General features: G+C 55.9%; 16 protein-coding genes. 8 read left to right on the plus strand and 8 right to left on the minus strand.

Annotated elements, in window-relative coordinates; translation table 11 throughout:
* Position 1 precedes the first annotated feature (1 nt).
* On the minus strand, positions 2-1,771 hold the full coding sequence (locus EGO56_RS16665) for a GMC family oxidoreductase (protein ID WP_135910279.1): 1,770 nt from the start codon (positions 1,769-1,771) through the stop codon (positions 2-4).
* 30 nt (positions 1,772-1,801) lie between these two features.
* Complete coding sequence (locus EGO56_RS16670) at positions 1,802-2,530, minus strand: gluconate 2-dehydrogenase subunit 3 family protein (protein WP_135910280.1); 729 nt, start codon at positions 2,528-2,530, stop codon at positions 1,802-1,804.
* Between the two features lie 688 nt (positions 2,531-3,218).
* On the opposite strand from EGO56_RS16670, the gene EGO56_RS16675 reads away from it, so the two are divergent.
* The 3 genes from EGO56_RS16675 (at position 3,219) to EGO56_RS16685 (ending at position 7,727) form a co-directional block, all read left to right on the plus strand.
* The gene (locus tag EGO56_RS16675) at positions 3,219-4,796 is read left to right on the plus strand and encodes an ABC transporter substrate-binding protein (protein ID WP_135910281.1); all 1,578 of its coding nucleotides are present in this window, start codon (positions 3,219-3,221) and stop codon (positions 4,794-4,796) included.
* A gap of 121 nt (positions 4,797-4,917) precedes the next feature.
* A complete protein-coding gene (locus EGO56_RS16680; RefSeq protein WP_135910282.1) occupies positions 4,918-6,420 on the plus strand; it encodes a helicase HerA-like C-terminal domain-containing protein in 1,503 nt (500 codons plus the stop codon).
* A 26-nt stretch (positions 6,421-6,446) separates the two neighbouring features.
* The gene (locus tag EGO56_RS16685) at positions 6,447-7,727 is read left to right on the plus strand and encodes a DUF445 domain-containing protein (RefSeq protein ID WP_135910283.1); all 1,281 of its coding nucleotides are present in this window, start codon (positions 6,447-6,449) and stop codon (positions 7,725-7,727) included.
* A 9-nt stretch (positions 7,728-7,736) separates the two neighbouring features.
* On the opposite strand, the gene EGO56_RS16690 is transcribed toward EGO56_RS16685, so the two are convergent.
* Positions 7,737-8,645 carry a LysR family transcriptional regulator gene (locus tag EGO56_RS16690; RefSeq protein ID WP_135910284.1) on the minus strand — a complete coding sequence of 303 codons (909 nt, stop codon included), beginning with the start codon at positions 8,643-8,645 and terminating at the stop codon, positions 7,737-7,739.
* A 101-nt stretch (positions 8,646-8,746) separates the two neighbouring features.
* On the opposite strand from EGO56_RS16690, the gene EGO56_RS16695 reads away from it, so the two are divergent.
* A complete protein-coding gene (locus EGO56_RS16695; protein WP_135910285.1) occupies positions 8,747-9,376 on the plus strand; it encodes an NADPH-dependent F420 reductase in 630 nt (209 codons plus the stop codon).
* Between the two features lie 62 nt (positions 9,377-9,438).
* On the opposite strand, the gene lptG is transcribed toward EGO56_RS16695, so the two are convergent.
* The gene (lptG, locus tag EGO56_RS16700; protein ID WP_033731354.1) at positions 9,439-10,515 is read right to left on the minus strand and encodes an LPS export ABC transporter permease LptG; all 1,077 of its coding nucleotides are present in this window, start codon (positions 10,513-10,515) and stop codon (positions 9,439-9,441) included.
* Positions 10,515-11,615 (minus strand): LPS export ABC transporter permease LptF, encoded by a 1,101-nt coding sequence (gene lptF, locus EGO56_RS16705; RefSeq protein ID WP_033731353.1) that lies wholly within the window; start codon positions 11,613-11,615, stop codon positions 10,515-10,517. Before lptF ends, lptG begins: the two co-directional genes overlap by 1 nt.
* 268 nt (positions 11,616-11,883) lie before the next feature.
* Here lptF and pepA point away from each other — a divergent pair, with 268 nt between their 5' ends.
* From pepA to EGO56_RS16720, 3 genes are all read left to right on the plus strand, one after another.
* Positions 11,884-13,395: a leucyl aminopeptidase gene (gene pepA, locus EGO56_RS16710; protein ID WP_009092357.1), complete on the plus strand. Its 1,512-nt coding sequence runs from the start codon at positions 11,884-11,886 to the stop codon at positions 13,393-13,395.
* 65 nt (positions 13,396-13,460) lie between these two features.
* Positions 13,461-13,919 carry a DNA polymerase III subunit chi gene (locus tag EGO56_RS16715; protein ID WP_135910286.1) on the plus strand — a complete coding sequence of 153 codons (459 nt, stop codon included), beginning with the start codon at positions 13,461-13,463 and terminating at the stop codon, positions 13,917-13,919.
* 5 nt (positions 13,920-13,924) lie between these two features.
* Entirely contained in the window at positions 13,925-16,780 is a 2,856-nt protein-coding gene (locus tag EGO56_RS16720; protein ID WP_033731351.1) for a valine--tRNA ligase, read from the plus strand.
* Positions 16,781-16,831: 51 nt separating this feature from the next.
* Here the strand turns inward: EGO56_RS16720 and EGO56_RS16725 are convergent, their stop codons facing one another.
* From EGO56_RS16725 to EGO56_RS16735, 3 genes are read right to left on the minus strand one after another with little or no spacing between them, the layout of a single operon-like run.
* On the minus strand, positions 16,832-17,353 hold the full coding sequence (locus EGO56_RS16725; protein ID WP_135910287.1) for a hypothetical protein: 522 nt from the start codon (positions 17,351-17,353) through the stop codon (positions 16,832-16,834).
* Positions 17,350-17,712, minus strand: coding sequence for a tlde1 domain-containing protein (locus EGO56_RS16730; RefSeq protein ID WP_135910288.1), 363 nt, complete (start codon positions 17,710-17,712; stop codon positions 17,350-17,352). The genes EGO56_RS16725 and EGO56_RS16730 overlap by 4 nt, the downstream gene beginning before the upstream one ends.
* A 50-nt stretch (positions 17,713-17,762) precedes the next feature.
* Positions 17,763-18,242, minus strand: coding sequence for an Hcp family type VI secretion system effector (locus EGO56_RS16735; protein ID WP_135910289.1), 480 nt, complete (start codon positions 18,240-18,242; stop codon positions 17,763-17,765).
* Between the two features lie 308 nt (positions 18,243-18,550).
* Between EGO56_RS16735 and EGO56_RS16740 the strand changes: the two genes are divergently transcribed.
* The gene (locus EGO56_RS16740) at positions 18,551-19,051 is read left to right on the plus strand and encodes a GNAT family N-acetyltransferase (RefSeq protein ID WP_033731349.1); all 501 of its coding nucleotides are present in this window, start codon (positions 18,551-18,553) and stop codon (positions 19,049-19,051) included.
* Positions 19,052-19,077: the final 26 nt, after the last annotated feature.

Here is a 19,077-nt window from a genome sequence, read left to right on the forward strand (position 1 = left end):
CTTATGCCTGTACCAGTGGGCCGGGATTTTTCAGGTAGTGATCTTTGATCGCCTGCGCCGCCATCAGGGTAATCGCACCGATGGTATCGGTCGGGTTCGCCTGGAAGTTCTGCGGGAAGGCGTTGCCGCCGGGCACAAAGACGTTATGCACATCCCAGCTCTGCAGATACTTGTTCAGCGCCGAGGTTTTCGGGTTATCGCCCATCACCGCGCCGCCCACGTTGTGGGTAGAGACATATTTGGTGAGATCGAAGTCCGCGCCCATCGGCAGGAAGCTCATGCTCATGCTGTCCGGGTTCAGCTCTTTAGCGATGTTGCCGACGATGCCTTTCAGATGCTGCTGCAGCTTCAGCTCATTCTCTTTCCAGTTAAACGTCATGCGCAGCAGTGGCAGGCCACGGTGATCGTTGTAGTTCGGATCGAGATCCAGATAGATGTCGCGATAAGACTGGCAGGTGGTGGTGATGCTGATCTTCATCGAATGGCCGTACCACTCTTCCAGACCTTCCTTGTAGCCCATGCCCCAGGTCGGCGTGCCTTTTGGCAGCGCGGTACTGATCGGCGTGCCGGTCGCCTGTGAGCTGTGGATCTTCGCGCCGCCCAGGAAGCCGAGTGAAGGACCGTCGAAGTTGCCTGGCGAGATATCGTTAAACATCTGGCCGGTCGCGCCCGCAGTCGCATACGGATTGAAGTTTTTATCTTTGAAGAACAGCGTTGCACCGCCGTTCGACAGGAACGCGTAGTTACGGCCGACCACGCCCTCTTCGGTAATCGGGTTGTAAGGTTTGCCGATGCCGGAGAGCAGCATCAGACGCACGTTGTAGAGCTGGAAGCTGCTCAGCACCACGATTTTCGCGGGCTGGAAGCACTCGTTGCCCTGTGCATCGATGTAGATCACGCCCTTGGCGGTTTTCTTATCATCGTTCAGCACGACCTTAATCACTTCCGCATTCACTTCATAGGAGAAGTTCGGCATCCGCTTCAGCGAATCCATCACCGCGGTCTGCGGCGAGGCTTTGGAGTAGTTCAGGCAGGGATATTTGCTGCAATAGCCGCAGTAGTTGCACGGTGCGATCTGGTTGCCGTACGGGTTTTTCCACGCGCGCGACACACAGGCTGACGGGTTCGGGAACGGGTGATAACCCAGTTTCGTCGCCACCTCTTTGAACATCACGTTGTTCAGCGTGTCATCCAGCGCAGGCAGCGGATAAGGTTCGGAACGCGGGCCTTCAAACGGGTCGCCGCCTTCCAGGATTTTGCCGCGCAGGTTGCCGGTGTTGCCCGACTGGCCGCAAATCAGTTCGAATTTGTAGTAGTACGGCTCGATCTCTTCCCAGCTGAACGGGAAGTCCATTACCCGCATATCGTCCTGCAGAATGCCGGGCTTGTAAGCCTCGTCAACGTAGGTTTTAAGTTTAATATCGGTCGGCGTCGGACGAATCAGTACCGCCGTCCAGTGCAGGCCGGAACCGCCTACGCCGGTGCCCGGTGCAAATGCGCCCCACTTACGGGTCGGCAGTGCCGTCTGGCTGCTGTTATAACGGACGGTGACAGCCACTTCGGCGGGTGTCGCAAACACTTTATTGCGTACCGCATAGGCGTATTCATCTGCCGGTTTCGGGTAGGCGAATTCGTCATAATCGCGATCGCCGCCGCGCTCAAGGGCGCGCACGTCCAGACCTGCCAGTGCCAGCTCGATGCTCATCAGCGAGCCTGCCCAGCCGAGGCCGCAGACCACGACGTCGACTTCTTTTTTAGTAACCTGTGCCATGATAATCCTGTTTACCTGATGTGGAAGCGCTTATGCGCGTTCACCTTTGATGCTGACCGGGCCGAGTGGATAAGGAACGTTGTGCTGTTTCACCCATTCGGTGAAGCTGGCACGCGCCCCCGGGAAGCCGATGGCGATCCAGGCTTTCATGCCTTTATTACCGCCGTACATCGGGTCGGCCAGGTAGCCATGCTTGGTATCGGAAAGCAGCTGGCTGAAGAAATGGGAAGGCTTCAGATCGGCTTCGCCCAGCGCGGCAAAGTCGATCTCGTTTTTGTTGACCTGGGTCAGCACAGCATCTTTCTCTTCCAGCGTCAGCGCATGAAACGCTTTCTGGTGCGTATTCTGCGACCACTGATTGATCAGCCGGATACCGGTCTGATACATCTGCTGGGGACGGAACGGGATCTGATAACCCATCGTGGCGGGTGCTTTCGTGTTGAAAGGTCCCTGAATGTAGATTTCGCTGCCAAACGCTTCGCTGTGCAGCTGCTGATCGATAAAGATCGGCACGTTAGTTTCCAGCGCGCCTGGCGCTTTGCCTTTGCCGCCCGCCGGAATCAGGCGGTCGGTGGCGGCCAGAATAAACTGCCACTCATCGGCACTAAAAAAGATCGGTTTGTAATCGGCTAACTCGGGGGCGGCCATCTCTGCAGCCTGTGCCGCAGTCATGCCTTTCAGGACCAGCTCACTTAATGGCAACGCCAGCAGTGAACCGAGCAAAAATTTACGCCTGGTGGTGGGTTTTTCTAAAAGCATATCCGCACGACTCTCATCTGCTAAATACCCGCTTACGGTGTTATGCAGCTGAAAGGCCTGGTGCAGGCAGGAAACTCCCCGCAGGGATGAACGCACACAGCACAGACAACGGCAGAACAGCGAAGGCAGGTAGAATTATGGTTCGGTAACTAACGGAACATATCGGTTAATAACCTGGCAATATTAGGGATATAACTATGTCTGAATGTAAAAATTGAATTTAAAATGTGTCGCAGTGAAAGTTTATCATGGTGTTGCGGAAGGGTTACGGAGAGGTAAAAGATTTACAGCGAGGAAATTGCGTCTAAAACCGCATAAACATCGGGTATTTAGCCGTTTTAACGCAGGAGCGACGGATATTATTTTCATCCTGTCATCATCACGCTGAATAACCGATAAAAAAATATCATACTTCCATACCAGAGAATCATTCTCATCGATAACACTATAGTGACTTTGATGGTCATACAATCAGACAGTGCGCAAATTGTGATCGCCTGAATAAATCCGGCTTTATTCCGCCTGCTGTAAAAGGACGCTGAAATAATAACTGGCCGACATTATCTTAATTCGTCTTTTTGCCTGAATAACTAAGCATGTAATTGTGCAAAGCTCATAACAAACCGGCATTTTGAGATTATCCGGCGCCCGATAGAGTAGAGCGATCAACGACTCAGGATAACTCTCGATGCGCAAATCGCTACTCTCACTCTCCTTATTGACTGCACTGGCACTGGTTCACCCGGCACACGCCGCGACGCCTGCCGACACGCTGGTGGTTGCCGTTCCGCTGGATGGCATCATCAGTTTCGATCCGGCGGAAAGTTTTGAAATGGTCAGCAACAGCAGCCAGCGCAATATCTATCAGAGGCTCGTGGAGCCGGACCATCAGAATCCGCAAAAATTATCGCCGCTGGCCGCTACGCACTGGCAGGCCGGGAAAACGCCGCACAGTCTCGTTTTTGACCTCAATCCGCAGGCCCGCTTCTCCAGTGGTAATCCCCTGACGGCACAGGATGTGGTGTTCTCCTTAACCCGTGCGGTAAAACTCAACAAGGCGCCCTCCTTTATCCTGGGTGAGTTTGGCTGGACGCCGGAAAATATCGATCAGCAGTTCACGGTGATCAACGACCACCAGATTGAGCTGCGCTGGCCTGCTGAGATCGGCAGCGATCTGGCGCTGCGCCTGCTGACTGCGCCGGTCGCCTCCATCGTTGACAGTAAACTGGCACAGCAGCACGTCAGCAACAATGATTACGGCAACGCCTGGCTGAAAACGCACTCGGCTGGCAGCGCGGCATATGCCATCAAACAGTTTGTCCCGCTGCAGGCACTGGTGCTGGAAGCTAACCCTTACAGCACGCAGAAGCCGCATCTGAAGCGGGTATTGCTCAAGGGCGTCGCCGAAGCCGGCAGCCGCCGACTGCTGCTTCAGCAGGGTGACGTGGATGTCGCCTACCAGCTCGGTCCGGACCAGATTGCCGCGCTGAAAAATGTGCCCAATGTGCGGGTCGACGCCTTCCCGTCCAGCCTGGTTTACTACGTTGGCTTTAATACTCAGAGCGCGCAGCAACCGGCGCTGGGCAATCCGGCACTGTGGCAGGCGGCACGCTGGCTGGTGGACTATGACAGCCTGGCAAACCAGCTGCTGAAAGGTCAGTACCGCATCCATCAGAGCTTCCTGCCGGACGGCTTCGATGGTGCACTGAACACCACGCCGTTCCATTACGATCTGAAAAAGGCGCAGGAAATCCTGCAGAAAGGCGGCATCAAACCGGGCACCCACATCGCGCTGACGGTGGTGAACCAGCCGCCGTTTATTGACGTGGCGCAGGCGCTGCAGGCGAGCTTTGCCAAAGCGGATGTGCAGCTCGATATCCAGCCGGTGGCGGAGTCAGAGCTGTGGAGCAAAATGCGCAGCCGCGACTTCCAGGCCATCTTCACTTACTGGGGCGCGGACTACGTCGACCCGAACACCAATGCCAGCGCCTTTGCTTCTAACGTGCCAGGCGGCGGCAAAACCCTGGCGTGGCGCGTCGGCTGGACCATTCCGGAGCTGAGTGCGCAGACCCGCGCCGCCGCCGGAGAGAGCGATGCGGCCAAACGCCGTAGCCTCTATACCGGGCTGCAAACCCGCATCCAGCAGGATTCACCGTTTGTGGTTCTGTTACAGGGCGCGACCCAGGTGGCGGTGCGCAGCAACCTCAATCACCTGCAGCAGGGCATCGGCGTCAGCCTGCTCAATTTCGAAGAGGTGCAGAAGTAATCCTGCGTTTCAGGCCGCTGCTCATAGAGTAGCGGCCGCGTTTTTGACGAATTGTTCTCCTCCTGTCTATGCTCCGCTTGCTATCCTTCAGGCATAATCCTTTGACTGAGAGTGGAAAACCATGACTTCCCCGCTACTGATTGCCCGTACGCCAGACGTCGAACTTCATCTGTTACCGCAAATGGCCAACCGCCACGGTTTAATTACCGGTGCGACCGGCACCGGGAAAACCGTGACGCTGCAGAAGCTGGCCGAATCGTTCTCCGCCAGCGGCGTACCGGTCTTTATGGCTGACGTCAAAGGTGATTTAACCGGTGTGGCGATGGCGGGCCAGTCCAGCGAAAAGCTGCAGGAGAGGCTGGCGAAAATCGGCGTCACCGACTGGCAGCCGCAGAGCAATCCGGTGGTGCTGTGGGATATCTTTGGCGAGAAAGGCCATCCGGTGCGCGCCACCGTCTCCGACCTCGGGCCGCTGCTGCTGGCGCGGCTGCTGAATCTGAATGAAGTCCAGAGCGGCGTGCTGCAGATTATTTTCCGCATTGCCGATGACCAGGGCCAGCTGCTGCTGGACTTCAAAGATCTGCGCGCCATGACACAATACATCGGTGACAACGCCAAAAACTTCCAGACCCACTACGGCAATATCAACAGCGCCTCGGTCGGCGCGATTCAGCGCGGATTACTGACGCTGGAGCAACAGGGTGCGGAACACTTCTTTGGTGAGCCGATGCTGGATATCGCCGACTGGATGCGCGTCGACAGCAACGGTAAAGGCATCATCAACATCCTCTCTGCAGAGAAGCTCTACCAGATGCCAAAACTCTACGCCACCAGCCTGCTGTGGCTGCTGTCGGAGCTTTACGAGCATCTGCCGGAAGCGGGCGACCTCGATCAGCCAAAGCTGGTCTTCTTCTTTGATGAGGCGCACCTGCTGTTTACCGACGCACCGGCGGTGCTGCTGGAGAAAATCGAGCAGGTGATGCGGCTGATCCGTTCCAAAGGCGTCGGCGTCTGGTTCGTCACCCAGAACCCGGCAGATATTCCCGACCGGGTGCTGGGCCAGCTTGGCAACCGCGTCCAGCACGCCCTGCGTGCGTTCACGCCGAAAGATCAGAAAGCGGTGAAAACGGCCGCCGATACGCTGCGCGCCAATCCGGCGTTTGACAGCGTGGAAGCGATTCAGGCGCTGGGCACCGGCGAAGCACTGATTTCCTTCCTGGATGCCAAAGGCAGCCCGTCGGTGGTGGAGCGTGCCATGGTGATTGCGCCCGGCTCGCGCATGGGTCCGGTCACCGGCGATGAACGTAACGGCCTGATCAACCATTCACCGCTGTATGGCAAATATGACACCGAAATCGATCGCGAATCGGCGTTTGAAAAGCTGCAGAAAGGCTTCCAGGCCGCCAGCGATGAGGCGAGTGCACCCCCGGCCAAAGGCGATGCTGTCGCGGTCGACAATGGCATTCTCGGTGGTCTGAAAGAGATCCTGTTCGGTCACACCGGCCCGCGCGGCGGCAAACACGATGGCGTGGTCCAGACCATGGCGAAAAGCGCCACCCGTCAGATCACCAGTCAGATCATCCGTGGGGTGCTCGGCAGCCTGCTGGGTGGCCGTCGCCGATGAACCGTGATCTCTGCTAAGATCAGGTTATGGATAAACACTACGAACTGAAACGGATGAAACGCCTGGCGCTGCTGTTGCTGCTGCTCGCCGTCGCCACCTTTGTTGTCACCCTTTTCCTGCCGCCCGGCTTCTGGGTCAGCGGCGTCAAAGCGATTGCGGAGGCCGCGATGGTCGGCGCACTGGCGGACTGGTTTGCCGTGGTGGCGCTGTTCCGGCGCGTGCCGGTACCTTTTATCTCGCGCCATACCGCTATCATTCCGCGCAATAAAGATCGTATCGGTGAAAATCTCGGGCGCTTTGTGCAGGAGAAGTTTCTTGATACCGACTCCCTGCTGAATCTGATTCGCCGTCACGATCCCTCAAACCTGCTGGCACAGTGGCTGAATGCGCCGGGCAATGCCGACCGCGTTGGCCGCCATCTGCTGCAGGTGATGCGCGGTTTCCTTGATCTGACCGATGACGCACGAATTCAGACCTTTATGCGCCGCGCCGTGCATCGCGCCATCGACAAGGTCGATCTCACCCAGACCAGCGCTATGGTGCTGGAAAGCCTGACCAAAAATAACCGTCATCAGGCGCTGCTGGACGCGGCCATTGAACAGCTGCTGAAGCTGCTGCATAAACCCAGTACCCGCGAGTTTATTGCGATGCAGCTGGTGCGCTGGCTCAAACGCGAGCATCCCATCAAAGCCAAAATGTTGCCGACCGAATGGCTGGGCGAACACAGCGCCGAGCTGGTGGCCAACGCGGTCGATTCCCTGCTGGATGATGTGGCGCTGGATCAGGGCCATGAGCTGCGCCTCGGCTTCAACCGGGCAGTTGATAAACTGATCGTTAAGCTGCAGACCGACCCGGAAATGGCCGAGCGTGCCGAAGAAATTAAGGGCTGGCTGAAAGAGGATGCCTCGTTCAATCGCTACATCGGCGAGCTGTGGAATGATATGCGTAACTGGCTTAAGGCCGACCTCAGCAGTGAGGATTCGCGGGTGCAGGAGAAAGTGCGCGGTGCCGCCCTGTGGCTGGGCGAAACCCTGGCCGCCGACCCGGCGCTGCGTGACTCCATGAACCAGCATCTGGAACAGGCGGCGCGCAGCGTTGCGCCGGAGTTTGCCAGCTTCCTGACGCGTCACATCAGCGACACCGTGAAGAGCTGGGATGCGCGCGACATGTCGCAGCAGATCGAACTCAATATCGGTAAAGACCTGCAGTTTATCCGCATCAACGGTACGCTGGTCGGCGGCACCATCGGGCTGATTCTCTATCTGCTGTCGCAGCTGCCCTCGTTAATCCCGCTGCTGGGCAGGTAATGCATCGGTTTAGCCTGCTGCGGGAGGATAGAGGCCAAATTCGGTGATGAGGGCGTTAACAAAACTGCGAATCTTCACCGTCTGGCGGCGGCCCGCCGGGATCAGTACATGCATGGGGCGTGCTGGCCCGGCATAGTCGGGCAACAACTGAACCAGTCTCCCCTGCCTGATCTCTTCAGACAGAATAGTAGCTGGCCCCAGCGTGATGCCATAGCCTTCCAGCGCCGCATGCAGGAGTGCTTTCCAGTCATTGGATCGCATTCGTCCCTGTGGATGCACTTCTTCGACCTTCCCGTCCCGGGTAAACACCCAGCGGCAGGGTTTTGAAGGCGACCAGATGCCGTAAACCAGGCAGGCGTGGTTCACCAGCTCCGCAGGCGTGGCAGGAATGCCATACCGCGTCAGATAGGCGGGTGATGCACAGGCTATCAGCGCATAAGGCTGCAACGGATGGGCGATGATTGAACTGTCCGCCAGCGCCCCAATCCTTATCACCACCTCATACCCCTCTTCAAACGGATCAACCAGCCGATCGCTGAGTTCCAGATCGACCTGCGTGTCAGGAAACCGATCAAGATAGCGGGTCACAAACGGTGCAAGGCTGAAAGAACCAAAGGTGACCGGCGCACTGACCTTCAGCGTACCGGATGGCCGCTGCTGCATATCCCGCGCAATCGCATCCGCTTCCTGCACCTCGGCCAGCACGATCTTACAGCGTTCGTAATAGTTGCGGCCCACATCCGTCAGGCTTTGCCGTCGTGTAGTGCGATGCAGAAGGAGCGTGCCGATATGCTTCTCCAGCGTGGCGATATGCTTTGCCACCATCTGCGGCGAAATGAGCAATTGCCCGGCGGCGGCGGCAAACGAACCTGATTCCGCGACGGTAACAAACACGTTCATGCTGGTGAGCCGATCCATGATTCCCTCCTGTTGGTTGTTTATATTGCGTCCGTTTGTCGATTTATTCACCCACTGTTTTTAATTAAGGTCAGTGCGTGAAACTCATCGAGGAACAAACCATGAAAACAGGCATTATTGGCGCAGGCTTTGTTGGCCGGGCGATCGCAAAACTGGCGATTAAAGCGGGACATGAGGTGATGCTCAGCAACTCACGCGATCCACGAACGCTGTTCAGTCTGAAACCGATGATTGGCTGCGAAACCGGCACTGCTACCGAGGCTGCAAACTTCGGTCAGGTGGTCGTGATTGCTGTGCCGCTCACGGCAACTGAGCAACTTCCGGTTGCGGCGTTACAGGGGAAAATCGTGCTTGATGCGGTCAATTACTATCCCGACCGTGACGGCGAAATCGAAGAACTGCTCAATGGCCGCATCAGCACCAGTGAACGGCTGGCTCGCCTGTTACCCGGCAGTCGGATCACCAAGGCATTCAATGCCATCCGCATGACCGATCTGGAAACTCAGGGCCTGCCGCCAGGCGATGCGAACCGTCAGGCGCTACCGCTGGCGGGAGATGACAGCGAAGGCAAAGCCATCGCCACGGCGTTGTATGACGCGTTTGGGTTTGATGCGGTGGATGCAGGCGCGTTAGCGGAAGGCTGGCGTTTCGAGCGTGCGACACCCGCCTATTGCGTTGCACTCAATAAAGAACAACTTATCAGGACACTCCAGGAGACCACCCGGTGTTGAGCCTTACACCGGCCACAAAAAAGGCCGCTTTCGCGGCCTTTTTTTAACTTCGTTTACTGCGCTTAGCGCCGCTTAATCAGCATAAACAGACTGATCGCAAAGAACGCAAAGCTCGGCAGAATCGCCCCCAGAATCGGCGGTAAGCCGTAAACCAGGCTCAGCGGGCCGAAAATCTGGTCCAGCACGTAGAACAGGAAGCCGAAGCTGATACCGGTTACGACGCGCACACCCATCGACACGCTGCGCAGCGGACCGAAGATAAACGACAGCGCCATCAGCATCATCACCGCCACCGATAGCGGCTGGAAAATCTTGCTCCACATATTCAGCTGATAACGTCCCGCTTCCTGACCGCTCTGCTTCAGATACTTGCTGTAGCTGTGCAGACCGCGAATCGACAACGCGTCCGGATCCAGCGCCACCACACCCAGCTTGTCCGGCGTCAGATTGGTTTTCCATTCGCCACTCAGACTCTGTGAACCGGTAATCTGCTTCGGATCGGTCAGGTTTGACTCATCGACCTGTGACAGCATCCAGCGCTTTTTAGCCGCATCCCAGGTCGCTGTCGCCGCGTAACGCACGCTCTGCAGGCGACGCTGATCGTTGAAGTTGTAGATGCTCACCCCATCAATTTCGTTGTCGCCTTTAATGCGCTCAATATAGATGAAGTTATTGCCATCTTTCGCCCACAGACCATTCTGCGTCGAGACCAGTGCGCCGCCATAAAGCTGCTGCGCCCGGTAGTTACGCGCCATCTGCTCGCCCGATGGCGCAACAAACTCACCAATTGCCATGGTTAGCAGCACCAGCGGAATCGCCGTTTTCATCACGGACAGTGCTACCTGCATGCGGGTAAAGCCCGCCGCCTGCATCACCACCAGCTCACTGCGCTGCGCCAGCGCGCCCAGTCCCAGCAGCGCACCCAGCAGGGCCGCCATCGGGAAGAAAATCTCAATATCTTTCGGCACGCTGAGCAGGGTGTAATAACCGGCACTCAGCGCGCTATAGCTGCCCTGGCCGGTTTTACGCAGCTGGTCGACGAACTTGATGATGCCGGAAAGCGACACCAGCATGAACAGCGTCAGCATGATGGTATTAAAAATGGTTTTACCGATATAGCGGTCAAGTACACGAAACATCAGACCGACCCTCCGCGGGTAAAGCGGGCGCGAATCCGACGCATCGGCACCGTATCCCACAGGTTAAGCAACACCGCCAGCACCAGATAGCTGATATTCACCACCCACATCCAGAGCGCCGGATCGAGCCGCCCTTTCGCTCCGCTCGACTTCAGCGAGCTCTGCAACAGGAAGAAGATCAGATAGAGCAGCATGGCGGGCAGCATCGACAGCACGCGGCCCTGACGCGGGTTCACCACGCTGAGCGGCACTACCATCAGCGCCATCACCAGCACCGCAAACACCAGCGTCAGACGCCAGTGCAGCTCGGCCTGGAAATCCGGTGTCTTATTCGCGAACAGGTCGGTCATGCTGGCCTGCTCGGCATCGTTAGGATCGAGCGTTGCCGCTTTATAGCCCACGATGGCCTGATAGTTGGTGAAGTCGGTGATACGGAAATCACGCAGCAGTGCCGTGCCCTCAAAGCGGGTGCCTTTATCCAGCGTCACCACCTGCGAGCCATCTTTGTGCTGCTCCATGTGACCGCTGTCAGCCAGCACCACCGAAGGACGCGCGTTGCCTTTTGGCCGTAACTGCGCCAGGAACACGTTGCCAAAGTTGTTGCCCTTCACATCCTCGACAAACAGCACGGCGCTGCCGTCGCTGGAGGTCTGGAACTGTCCGGCAGCCATCGCCGCAGCACCAGGGTTCGCTTTGGCGTTCTGCGTCACCTCATCCTGATAGCGGGATGACCACGGCCCCAGCCAGATGACGTTCACCGCTGCCACCACCGAGGTAAACAGCATCAGTACCATTGCCGCTTTTACCAGCACGGCCTTACTCAGGCCGCAGGCATGCATCACGGTAATTTCACTTTCCGTGTAGAGACGCCCCAGCGTCATCAGGATCGCCAGAAACAGACTTAAGGGCAGTATAAGTTGTGCCATTTGAGGCACACCGAGTCCTAACAAGGTCAGAACGAGGTTTGTCGGCACTTCGCCATCCACCGCGGCTCCCAGGATCCTGACTAACTTCTGGCAAAAGAAGATGAGTAGCAGGATAAACAGGATAGCCAGCTGGCTTTTGAGCGTTTCCCGAACCAGATATCTAATGATGATCACGCTTAGTACGCCTGTGAAAACTTGTCTTTTTGCAGGAAAATCGCTAGTTTCAACGCTTATCAGCCATTTTTCTTCATCAATGGCCGTCGTCGTAGCTAAATTTGTATGAAAAACGCGTCCGGGTGGTGAAAAAACAACATCTTGTCACCCTGATTCATTATGACCTCCAGCGGCAGAATGTCATGCTGCGACAATGAATAAATGGGTCATGAGCGCGCTACATTCTAGCGGCAGCAGCGGCCGTTGTCTTTAAGATTCAGGAGAGTGCATGGAGTTCAGTGTAAAAAGCGGAAGCCCGGAAAAACAGCGCAGTGCCTGCATTGTCGTTGGCGTTTTCGAACCGCGTCGTCTGTCACCGATTGCCGAGCAGCTGGATAAAATCAGCGACGGCTACATCAGCGCCCTGCTGCGCCGCGGCGAGCTGGAAGGAAAAGTGGGCCAGACACTGCTGCTGCATCATGTGCCAAATATCCTGTCCGAGCGTATTCTGCTGATTGGCTGCGGTAAAGAGCGTGAGCTGGATGAACGCCAGTACAAGCAGGTCATTCAGAAAACCATTAATACGCTGAACGACACCGGCTCCATGGAAGCGGTCTGCTTCCTGACCGAGCTGCATGTCAAAGGCCGCAATACTTACTGGAAAGTGCGTCAGGCGGTGGAGACCTCAAAAGAGGCGCTCTACAACTTCGACCAGCTGAAAAGTAACAAAGCCGAGCCGCGTCGTCCGCTGCGCAAGCTGGTGTTTAACGTGCCGACCCGCCGTGAACTCACCAGCGGCGAACGCGCTATCCAGCATGGATTAGCGGTCGCTGCCGGCATGAAAGCCGCTAAAGATCTCGGCAATATGCCGCCGAATATCTGTAACGCCGCCTATCTGGCGTCGCAGGCGCGCCAGCTGGCCGATGCCTTCAGCAAAAATGTCACGACCCGCGTAATCGGCGAACAGCAGATGAAAGAGCTGGGCATGAACGCCTATCTCGCCGTCGGTGCCGGTTCGCAGAACGAATCGCTGATGTCGGTGATTGAATACAAAGGCAATCCCGACGCTGAAGCGCGCCCGATTGTGCTGGTGGGTAAAGGGCTGACCTTTGACTCCGGCGGCATCTCTATCAAGCCGGCCGACAGCATGGACGAAATGAAATATGACATGTGCGGCGCGGCCGCCGTCTATGGCGTGATGCGGATGGTGGCCGAGCTGAATCTGCCGCTGAACGTGGTGGGCGTGCTTGCGGGCTGTGAAAACATGCCGGATGGCCGCTCAATGCGTCCGGGCGACGTGCTGACCACCATGTCTGGCCAGACGGTTGAGGTACTGAACACCGACGCTGAAGGCCGTCTGGTGCTGTGCGATGCGCTGACCTACGTGGAACGCTTCGACCCGGAAGTAGTCATTGACGTGGCAACGCTGACCGGAGCCTGCGTGATTGCGCTGGGCCATCACATCAGCGGCCTGCTGTCGAACCACAACCCGCTGGCGCATGAGCTGATCAGCGCCTCGGAGCAGTCGGGCGATCGCGCCTGGCGTCTGCCGATGGCGGATGAGTTCCAGGAGCAGCTGGAGTCCAACTTTGCCGATATGGGCAACATCGGTGGCCGTCCTGGTGGCGCGATTACCGCCGCCTGCTTCCTGGCACGCTTTGCCCGCAAATATAACTGGGCGCACCTGGATATCGCCGGCACCGCCTGGCGTTCCGGCAAGGCCAAAGGCGCGACCGGACGTCCGGTGCCGATGCTGTCGCAGTTTCTGTTGAATCGGGCAGGATTGAACGGCGACGACTAAGCGCCCTCTTTTCTGACAGCAGGGGCGGATCTGAATCCGCCCCTGATCTTCTGATGAGCTAACCGATGAAAAACGCAACCTTCTACGTGCTGGAAACCGATGCAACGAGCGATGACCTGAGTGCCGTTGAAGCGCTGGTGTGCAATCTGGCGGAAACACGCTGGCGGGCCGGAAAGCGGGTGTTGATCGCCTGCGAAGATGAACAGCAAGCCATTCGTCTCGACGAAGCGCTGTGGCAACGACCAGCAAATGCCTTCGTGCCGCACAACCTGGCGGGTGAAGGCCCGCGCTACGGTGCGCCGGTCGAGCTGGCCTGGCCACAGCGTCGCGGCAGTTCACAGCGCGACCTGCTGATTAGCCTGCTGCCCCACTTCGCAGATTTTGCTACTGCTTTCCATGAAGTGATAGACTTCGTTCCTTACGAGGACGCTCTCAAACAACTGGCGCGCGACCGCTACAAAGCGTATCGCAGCGTTGGATTCCAATTGAATACGGCAGCGCCACCACAGCCGCAAACGACATAGCAGAAATGGAAAAGACATATAACCCGCAAGATATCGAGCAGCCGCTTTACGAGCATTGGGAAAAGCAGGGCTACTTCAAACCGAATGGCGATACCAGCCAGGAAAGCTTTTGCATCATGATCCCGCCGCCGAACGTCACCGGTAGCTTGCACATGGGTCACGCCTTCCAGCAAACCATCATGGACACCATGATCCGTTACCAGCGCATGCAGGGGAAAAATACCCTGTGGCAGGCCGGTACTGACCACGCGGGCATCGCCACGCAGATGGTGGTTGAGCGCAAAATTGCGGCTGAAGAGGGCAAGACGCGCCAGGACTATGGCCGCGATGCGTTCATCGAGAAAATCTGGCAGTGGAAAGCGGAATCCGGCGGCACCATTACCCGCCAGATGCGCCGCCTGGGCAACTCCGTCGACTGGGAGCGCGAACGCTTCACCATGGACGAGGGTCTTTCCAACGCCGTGAAAGAGGTGTTTGTTCGCCTCTACAAAGAGAACCTGATCTACCGTGGCAAACGCCTGGTGAACTGGGATCCTAAGCTGCGCACCGCGATCTCCGATCTGGAAGTGGAAAACCGCGAGAGCAAAGGCTCCATGTGGCATATCCGCTATCCACTGGCTGATGGCGCAAAAACCGCCGACGGTAAAGATTACCTGGTCGTTGCCACCACCCGTCCGGAAACCCTGCTGGGCGATACCGGCGTGGCCGTTAACCCGGAAGATCCGCGTTACAAAGATCTGATCGGCAAATTTGTGATGCTGCCGCTGGTTGGCCGTCTGATCCCTATCGTTGGCGACGAACACGCTGACATGGAAAAAGGCACCGGCTGCGTCAAGATCACCCCGGCGCATGATTTCAACGACTACGAAGTGGGTCGTCGTCATAAGCTGCCAATGATCAACATCCTGACCTTCGATGGTGATATCCGCGACCGCGCTCAGGTATATGACACCAATGGCGAAGCCAGCGATGCCTGTTCCGATGAGATCCCGGCCGCTTTCCAGAACATGGAACGCTTTGCCGCGCGTAAAGCCATCGTTGCCGCTGTCGATGAGCTGGGCCTGCTTGAAGAGATCAAGCCGCACGATCTGACCGTCCCTTACGGCGATCGTGGTGGCGTGGTGATCGAGCCGATGCTGACTGACCAGTGGTATGTGCGCACCGCGCCGCTGGCAAAAGTCGCGGTTGAAGCCGTTGAGAATGGCGACATCCAGTTCGTGCCGAAGCAGTACGAAAACATGTACTTCTCCTGGATGCGTGATATTCAGGACTGGTGTATTTCCCGTCAGCTCTGGTGGGGTCACCGCATCCCGGCGTGGTATGACAACAACGGTAACGTCTACGTTGGCCGTACCGAAGATGAAGTCCGCGCCGAGAACAACCTGGCCGCCGATGTGGCGCTGCGTCAGGATGATGACGTGCTGGATACCTGGTTCTCGTCCGGTCTGTGGACCTTCTCCACTCTGGGCTGGCCGGAAAACACCGAAGCGCTGCGCACCTTCCATCCGACCAGCGTGCTGGTCAGCGGCTTCGACATCATCTTCTTCTGGATTGCCCGCATGATCATGCTGACCATGCACTTCATCAAAGATGAAAACGGCAAACCGCAGGTGCCGTTTAAAACCGTCTACATGACCGGTCTGATCCGCGATGAAGAAGGTCAGAAGATGTCGAAATCCAAGGGCAACGTGATTGACCCGCTGGATATGGTCGACGGCATTTCGCTGGAAGATCTGCTGGAAAAACGCACCGGCAACATGATGCAGCCGCAGCTGGCGGAGAAGATCCGCAAACGTACCGAGAAGCAATTCCCGGACGGCATCGAGCCATCAGGCACCGATGCGCTGCGTTTCACCCTGGCGGCGCTGGCCTCAACCGGACGCGACATCAACTGGGACATGAAACGCCTGGAAGGGTATCGCAACTTCTGTAACAAGCTGTGGAACGCCAGCCGCTTCGTGCTGATGAACACCGAAGACCAGGATTGCGGACAGAACGGCGGCGAGATGACGCTGTCGCTGGCGGATCGCTGGATCCTGACCGAGTTCAATAACACAGTGAAAGCGTACCGTGAAGCGCTGGATAGCTACCGTTTCGACATCGCGGCTAACCTGCTGTATGACTTCACCTGGAACCAGTTCTGCGACTGGTATCTGGAGCTGACTAAGCCGGTGATGAACAGCGGCAGTGAAGCTGAACTGCGTGGTACTCGTCATACGCTGGTTCACGTGCTGGAAGCGCTGCTGCGTCTGGCGCATCCGATCATTCCGTTTATCACTGAAACCATCTGGCAGCGCGTGAAGGGGCTGAAAAATATCAGCGACGACACCATTATGCTGCAGCCTTTCCCGCAGTACGATGCGGCGAAAGAAGATGCCGAAGCGAAAGCGGATATCGAATGGATGAAGCAGGCAATCGTCGCGGTGCGTAATATCCGTGCCGAGATGAACATCGCGCTGAGCAAGCCGCTGGATGTGCTGCTGCGTGACTGCTCGCCTGCGGCGCTGCGTCGCGTTGAAGCTAACCGCAACTTCCTGTCGCGCCTGGCGCGTCTGGAAAGCCTGACCATTCTGCCTGCAGGCGAGAAAGGCCCGGTGTCGGTGACCAAACTGGTTGAAGGCGCAGAGCTGCTGATCCCGATGGCGGATCTGGTGGATAAAACCGCCGAGCTGGAGCGTCTGGCGAAAGAGCTGGTTAAGCTGGATGTCGAGATCGAGAAGATTGAGACCAAGCTGGCGAACGAAGGCTTTGTTTCGCGCGCGCCGGAAGCGGTCGTTGCGAAAGAGCGCGAACGTGTGGCAGACCTGCAACAATCCAAAGCAAAACTGATTGAACAGCAGGCGGTCATTGCGGCGCTCTGATTGATTCCTCGCTCTGAAAAAACCCTGCGCTCTGGCGCGGGGTTTTTTATATCATTTTTGCGCTGACATCCTTCCCGCCCTTGTTTCAGCAGCAAGATAATCATGACTCTTTTCTAATACAGACAGGCAATTTTTTTTACGGTCACTTTGTGACGTTAACTTAATAAGCGCCGCGCGGGCTCTTAAAAAGTACGCTTCTGTTTCATCAGGAGTGGGCTCAATAAATGGCATGCCGCATAGCTTATTAACATTTCTTTGATTAACATATTTCAATACCGATTCAGGATTTTCAGGTAAGGCAGACGCCATAGCAATGTCTAAACCTTCCTGAAAAGAGGTTGCACCTAAGAATGGCGCTTGATTAAGTATGGGATAAAGTTTAATCCAGCGTGCCCGACCCTGAGAGAGATATTCAGTTATCCTGTCAAAATCAGCTTCTGAGAGTGAACTGCTGTCGTTATTGCGGGATGCCGCAATCACTTTATCTGATAAACGTTGTTCTGCAGATTTAAAGCTCTCTGACGAGCAGGATACGGAAAATAACGTTAATATCACGATAATGAGCCATTTCATTTCACAATTAACTCCCGGTCGCCGCTGTCTGCGATACTCTTTCTGACATTAAAAGAAGCGACAATACAACCATTCGATGCAGTACCAAAGCCGTTATCTCCATGTATAAGAAATCCGGAACGGCCACACATATCGTTGCCCGCATACGGTGTCAGCCGCAGAACAAATCGGCCGGCGGTAGGATGCTTTGCCATAGGGCTGCCAATCTTATACTTACCTGCTGGTAAAGGCCCCTTGTTCACCTCACATGCTAATGCAGGATCGTCTTTGTATCCTTCAGCACCGGCATATAACGCATCAAATTTATAGACACCATTTCGTGTAAAAGATCGCTTTCTCACGTCATAAACCCATGTCATACCTGCTCCTTAAAATGACGCACAGAAATGCTGCGCCATTGATAGTTCAACTAAGTGCGTTCCTTCCATGAATCTGAATGTTGAATATTGCCATCGCAGTACTTCCAGGTGATTTTGTCGTAGCGCAATGTCACTGACTCGAGATGGTTCATGTTTTCAATCGTTTTAATGTTATGCATAAGAGGATTAACCGAAACGACTTTCACTCCTTCTATGAACATATTGAAGTACTCTTCTTCCTGACCAGCATGGTTAATGCGATACCATTTTATTTCCGCTGATTTGAGTGTTTGCCCGGAAGAGACTGCCTTGTAGAGATAAGGGCTGGATGAGTCAAATTCTTTTTCAAACTCTAATGCACTGTGAACACGCGTTCCTGTAATTTTACCTGTGTGGGCATCAACCGGTATGCTCAAACCATGCATGAAACTTAGTATTTCGATACTTCCTTCCCTATACTGAACATCAACTGACCCTTTAATATCTGCGCCGCCATCATCTTTCAGCCAGAGATACGCTGGAATTGCCATGAAGTTAATCCTTTAATTAGCGTTAAAGACCTTAACTTACAGCAGTAATACTCGGGGCTTTTGATTCATATCAAATAAGGCAAACAGAATTAATTGAAAAGGAAACCGCCTTTATTAAGGCCAACCAGGGAAATACTTTTATTATTACTGAACAGCGCAATAGTAAAAGGTAAAATATACTTGCAAGTCACTGTAATAAAAAACCAATGCGTTTCAGGCCGCCCTGCATTATCAGCAATATTGCTTTTACATGACGATAATGTTACTTCTGGTAAATGTCTAACCGATTCGCATAACCCAATCCCAACATGATTTCTGACTCTCAGCACCTCCAGGTGCGGCCAATAACGGCCGCCGATAATCCGCATATTGCCCAGGTGATCCGTGATGTTTCTGCGGAGTTCGGCCTGACGGCTGACAAGGGCTACACCGTCTCCGATCCGCAGCTCGACCAGCTGTTTGAGCTCTACAGTGCCGAACAGAGCGCCTACTGGATTGTGGAGTATCAGGGCAAAGTGGTCGGCGGCGGCGGGGTTGCACCTCTCGCCTGCAGCGCGCCCGATATCTGCGAACTGCAAAAGATGTACTTCCTGCCAGAGGTGCGCGGTCAGGGCCTGGCGCGCGAACTGGCGCTGAGGGCGATAGAATATGCACGCAGCCACGGCTTCCGTCGCTGCTATCTGGAAACTACCGCCAGCCTGACGCGGGCGATTAAACTCTATGAGTCGCTGGGCTTTGAGCATATCGACAGCGCGATGGGCTGCACCGGCCATGTCGACTGCGAAGTGCGGATGTTGAAACTGCTGTGATACAGGGGCAATCAGCCCCGCTGACG

This window comes from Pantoea vagans, assembly GCF_004792415.1.
Lineage (GTDB): Bacteria > Pseudomonadota > Gammaproteobacteria > Enterobacterales > Enterobacteriaceae > Pantoea > Pantoea vagans.